This is a genomic window from Paraburkholderia sp. SIMBA_054 (assembly GCF_046534875.1).
Lineage (GTDB): Bacteria > Pseudomonadota > Gammaproteobacteria > Burkholderiales > Burkholderiaceae > Paraburkholderia > Paraburkholderia hospita.
In genome coordinates this window covers 1-1,083 of record NZ_JAWRXV010000183.1, presented here as the reverse complement: position 1 = coordinate 1,083, position 1,083 = coordinate 1, and the positions used below count along the sequence as shown (strand labels likewise).

Below are 1,083 nucleotides of genomic sequence, written 5' to 3'. Positions count from 1 at the left end.
CTTTACTGTAGCCTGATATTGAATTTTGGTACAGTTTGTACAGGATAGGCGGGAGCCATTGAAACCGGAGCGCTAGCTTCGGTGGAGGCGCTGGTGGGATACCGCCCTGACTGTATTGAAATTCTAACCTACGGGTCTTATCGACCCGGGAGACAGTGTCAGGTGGGCAGTTTGACTGGGGCGGTCGCCTCCTAAAGTGTAACGGAGGCGCCCAAAGGTTCCCTCAGAATGGTTGGAAATCATTCGTAGAGTGCAAAGGCATAAGGGAGCTTGACTGCGAGACCTACAAGTCGAGCAGGGACGAAAGTCGGGCTTAGTGATCCGGTGGTTCCGCATGGAAGGGCCATCGCTCAACGGATAAAAGCTACCCCGGGGATAACAGGCTTATCTCCCCCAAGAGTCCACATCGACGGGGAGGTTTGGCACCTCGATGTCGGCTCATCGCATCCTGGGGCTGTAGTCGGTCCCAAGGGTTGGGCTGTTCGCCCATTAAAGCGGTACGCGAGCTGGGTTCAGAACGTCGTGAGACAGTTCGGTCCCTATCCGTCGCGGGCGCAGGAAATTTGAGAGGAGCTGTCCTTAGTACGAGAGGACCGGGATGGACGCACCGCTGGTGTACCAGTTGTTCTGCCAAGGGCATAGCTGGGTAGCTATGTGCGGAAGGGATAAGTGCTGAAAGCATCTAAGCATGAAGCCCCCCTCAAGATGAGATTTCCCATAGCGTAAGCTAGTAAGATCCCTGAAAGATGATCAGGTTGATAGGTTCGAGGTGGAAGCATGGTGACATGTGGAGCTGACGAATACTAATAGATCGAGGACTTAACCATATAATATGTAGCAATGTTATCTAGTTTTGAAGGAATATACCTTCAATAGTCTGGTAATGATGGCAGAGAGGTCACACCCGTTCCCATACCGAACACGGAAGTTAAGCTCTCTAGCGCCGATGGTAGTTGGGACTTTGTCCCTGTGAGAGTAGGACGTCGCCAAGCTATTTATATCATCGCGGGGTGGAGCAGTACGGTAGCTCGTCGGGCTCATAACCCGAAGGTCGCAGGTTCAAATCCTGCCCCCGCTACCACA

At 52.8% G+C, this 1,083-nt stretch carries 1 tRNA gene and 2 rRNA genes; all 3 read left to right on the top strand.

Features of this window, described 5'->3' with window-relative positions:
* Positions 1–827, top strand: a 23S ribosomal RNA gene (locus SB822_RS54645); the annotation flags it as partial.
* 49 nt (positions 828–876) lie between these two features.
* Positions 877–992: ribosomal RNA gene (rrf, locus tag SB822_RS54640) — 5S ribosomal RNA — on the top strand.
* Positions 993–1,004: 12 nt separating this feature from the next.
* Positions 1,005–1,081, top strand: a tRNA-Met gene (locus SB822_RS54635).
* Positions 1,082–1,083 lie beyond the last annotated feature (2 nt).